At 71.0% G+C, this 3,303-nt stretch carries 3 protein-coding genes and 1 pseudogene; 1 reads left to right on the top strand and 3 read right to left on the bottom strand.

Annotation, left to right across the window (positions count from 1 at the left end):
* Positions 1–195: pseudogene (locus ACZ4WH_RS43895) on the top strand (ribonucleotide-diphosphate reductase subunit beta); the annotation flags it as partial.
* Positions 196–378: 183 nt separating this feature from the next.
* On the opposite strand, the gene ACZ4WH_RS43890 reads toward ACZ4WH_RS43895, so the two are convergent.
* From ACZ4WH_RS43890 to ACZ4WH_RS43880, 3 genes are read right to left on the bottom strand one after another with little or no spacing between them, the layout of a single operon-like run.
* On the bottom strand, positions 379–1,503 hold the full coding sequence (locus ACZ4WH_RS43890; protein ID WP_468191944.1) for a GNAT family N-acetyltransferase: 1,125 nt from the start codon (positions 1,501–1,503) through the stop codon (positions 379–381).
* Positions 1,504–1,560: 57 nt separating this feature from the next.
* Positions 1,561–2,151, bottom strand: a complete 591-nt coding sequence (locus ACZ4WH_RS43885) for a nitroreductase family protein (protein WP_468191941.1) — start codon at positions 2,149–2,151, stop codon at positions 1,561–1,563.
* Between the two features lie 39 nt (positions 2,152–2,190).
* Positions 2,191–3,159 carry an ATP-grasp domain-containing protein gene (locus ACZ4WH_RS43880; protein ID WP_468191938.1) on the bottom strand — a complete coding sequence of 323 codons (969 nt, stop codon included), beginning with the start codon at positions 3,157–3,159 and terminating at the stop codon, positions 2,191–2,193.
* Positions 3,160–3,303 lie beyond the last annotated feature (144 nt).

The following is a 3,303-nucleotide window of genomic DNA, read 5'->3' as shown; positions in this document are numbered from 1 at the left end:
ATGCGCCAGTACCTCGAATGCGTCGCCGACCAGCGCCTCACCCGCCTCGGCTTCGCCCCCGTCCACGGCTCCGAGAACCCCTTCTCCTTCATGGAACTCCAAGGCGTCCAGGAACTGACCAACTTCTTCGAACGCCGCCCCTCGGCCTACCAGGTCGCCGTGGAAGGCACCGTCGACCTGGACGAGGACTTCTAGCCGGTCCCGTGCAGCGGCACACAGGGTCCCGTCCCCGGAGCGTTCCGGGGACGGGACCCTGTCGGTTGTTGTCAGGACGCGAAGGTGCCGTCGGTGTCGTGGGCCACGACCCCGGGCAGCGCGGTCTGCTCCACGTCGGCGGTCAGCCCACGTTCCGGGAGGCCACCGGTGGCGCGGGCCTGTTCAGCAGAAGTGGGTCCACTCCTCGCGGTCCGTGATCGCCCGGGACAGGGCGGGGTTCTCCTCGATGGAGGCGAGCAGGGCCGCGTTGTGCTTGCGGATCAGGTCGCCGTGGCCGGCGAGGGCGCTGTCCGCGGAGAGGTCCAGCAGCCACAGCGGGCGCAGCCGGGCACCCCGGTTGACCTTGGCGTCGAGGGTCTTCTTGCCCGCGTGCAGCCGGCGCACGCCCAGCTGCCGGGCGAGCGCGATCTGGCTGTAGTAGACGACGTTGAAGTACTCGGCGGCCTTGGCCAGCCGGGCGTAGTCGAAGGCCGCCCAGCGCAGGAACACGCTGTCCTGCCAGACGTAGTAGATGCAGAAGCCGACCGGTTCGCCGTCCCGGCGGCACAGGGCCACCCGGGCCGCGTCCCCGGTGGTGCGCACATAGGTGCCGAAGGCCTTGACGAAGCGCTCCCGGTCGGTGGAGGCGCCGTACTTGGCGGCGGCGGGCACGGTGAGGTCGGGCAGCTGCTCCCAGCACTCGCGCAGCGGCACATGGCTGACGGTGAAGCCCGCCTCCTCGAAGGCCCGGACCTCGCGGCGGATGCTGACCCGCCGCTTGGAGGGGAAGGAGGCGATCCAGGCGTCCCAGCCGCCCTCCGGCACCTCGATCCACGCGTCGGGCTCCAGCAGTACCGGTACGGCCTCCACACCGGCCCGCTCGGCCGCCCGGGCGCCGGCGGTGTCCAGGAACATGGCGACGCAACTCGCCTCGCCGGAGGGGGCGTCCAGCGTCTCCCGCGCCTGGCGGACGACGTCGGCGACCAGTGCGGTGTCGGTCAGGTCGCCGAGGAGCGCGGTCTGGTAGCCCTGCGGGGGACCCACCAGGGTGCCCGTGCCGGGGATGACGGGCAGGCCCCGGCCGGCCAGGGTCTTCGCCCAGTCGTAGTTGGCCTGCGAGGGCGTGTAGGAGGGGGTCAGCGGAACGGCTACGGTCCGGCCGTCGCGCCGGGCGGCCACGGCCGACGGCGGGTGCGGGGAACCGTCGGCGCAGTGGCCCAGCCACATGCCGCTCGAATAGAAATGGGGGCCGGCCAGCCGGTCCCACTCGGATTCCGGTACCCCGCCCAGAGATTCACTCGCCGCCATGCGTCGTACCTGTTCCCCCGGTGGAAGAAAGTTGCGGTGAAGGGCAGGTTAGCACCGTCACCACGGCGTTCCCGGGCAACCTTCGCGCAATGTCAGGGAGTTGAGGTCGTGCCGGATGCGCGGACCGCTCTCCTCGGCGCGCAGCCGCTCCGGCAGGCCGTCCGGAGATCCGAGCTTCCCGACGGCCATCACCACGCACGGGCGGTATCCCTCGGGAATCGAGAACGCCTTGCGCAGGGCGTCCTGGTCGAAGCCCGCCATCTGCCGTGCGTGCAGCCCGCCCACATGGGCCTGGAAGGTCATATAGGAGAAGGCCTGACCGACGTCGTACAGCGCCCAGTTGAGCGGTGTGCCCTCCGGTGTGGCGAGCTGGACGACGCCGCCGATCAGGGCGCTCGCCGAGCCCGCCCATTCCCGGTTCACCGGGGCCAGGCAGTCGAAGATCTGCTTGAACACCGAGTCGCCCCGGCGGCCGACGACGAATCGCCAGGGCTGGGAGTTCTTGGAGGAGGGCGCCCAGCGGCCCGCCTCCAATATGGTGTCGAGGGCGGAGTCGCCCAGCACATGGTCCGCGTCGTAGGCGCGAGGGCTCCAGCGGCTGGAGATCACAGGGTGGATGCTGATGGTCTCGTTCACGGCGGGAGCCATAGCGGAATTGTCTTCCTTCCATCGTCGGGAGACGGCCGGTCAGCGCCTGCGCAGAAAGGTCTCGTAGAGGAAGTGGATGTTCGCGCGGACCGCTTCGGCGTCGGCGGCCCGGAACATCGCGTGACCGCAGCGCCAGCGCTGCATGCGCACGCCGTCGATCGTCTCCAGTTTCGGTGTGCGCCGGGTGTCGTAGTCGATCGACACCACCGCCTCCGGGTGCGGGAATCCGAAGTCCGGCCAGGTCGCCGCATCCCCCATGTCGACGGTGAAGAATCCGACGCCCCAGGTCGCGGACGCCGGTCCGGGAGAAGGCGCGGGGCGCCCGACAAGAGCCCCCAGATAGGCCTGGAACGGCTGTATTCCGTACGTCTCCTCCAGAAGCCGTACGATGTTTCCGCCGCCGAACCGGGTGTGGATCTCGACGAGTTCGAGGCGTTCCCCGGTGATTTTCAGTTCGGCGTGGATCGGCGCGGTCTCGATGCCCAGTGCCTTGACGACGTCCTGCACATGGCTCTCGATCCGCGCGACCGTGCCGTCGTCCAGCCGGGCCGGCATGAGGTGCCCGACCTCGAAGTAGTTCGGCGCCCCGGTGTTGACCTTGTCGGTGACCGCGAAGCGGAACAGCCGGCCGTCGACGGCCAGGCCCTCGAAGCTGATCTCGCGGCCCGGGATGAACTCCTCGATCAGCACGCTGTCACGCAGCGGGGAGCCGTCCAGGTAGTAGTCGCGTACCACGTCGATGTCGGCCGGGGTGTCGACGCGGTGCACGCCGATGCTGCCGGCGAGGGAGCGGGGCTTGACCACCACGGGCAGCCGCAGGCCGGCGAGGGTCGCGGGCAGCTCCGTCACGGGGCACTCCGTGAAGCGGACGCCGGTCAGCCCGGCCTCGCGCAGCGCCTGGCGCATCAGGTACTTGTCCCGCACCCGCAGTTCCGCCGCGCCGGAGGTGCCGGGCAGGCCGAGCCGTTCGCGCACCTGGGCGGCGAGGACGAGCTGCCGCTCGGTCACCGAGACGACCGTACGGGGGGTGGGGGGGGGGGGCGCCCCCCCCCCCCCCCCCCCCCCCCACCCCCCCCCCCCCCCCCCCCCGCCACGGAACCAAAAGTCCCCCCCCGCCCCCACCCCCCCCGTGTCTGCCCAGTGGGAGCGCAA

Source organism: Streptomyces sp. NPDC029138 (assembly GCF_055564375.1).
This window is presented reverse-complemented; position numbering and strand designations above follow the sequence as displayed.

Bases quoted from the DNA above. Each gene is read 5' to 3' on its own strand.
- ACZ4WH_RS43890 (WP_468191944.1), bottom strand. From the start codon at position 1,503: ATGGCGGCGAGTGAATCTCTGGGCGGGGTACCGGAATCCGAGTGGGAC.
- ACZ4WH_RS43885 (WP_468191941.1), bottom strand. From the start codon at position 2,151: ATGGCTCCCGCCGTGAACGAGACCATCAGCATCCACCCTGTGATCTCC.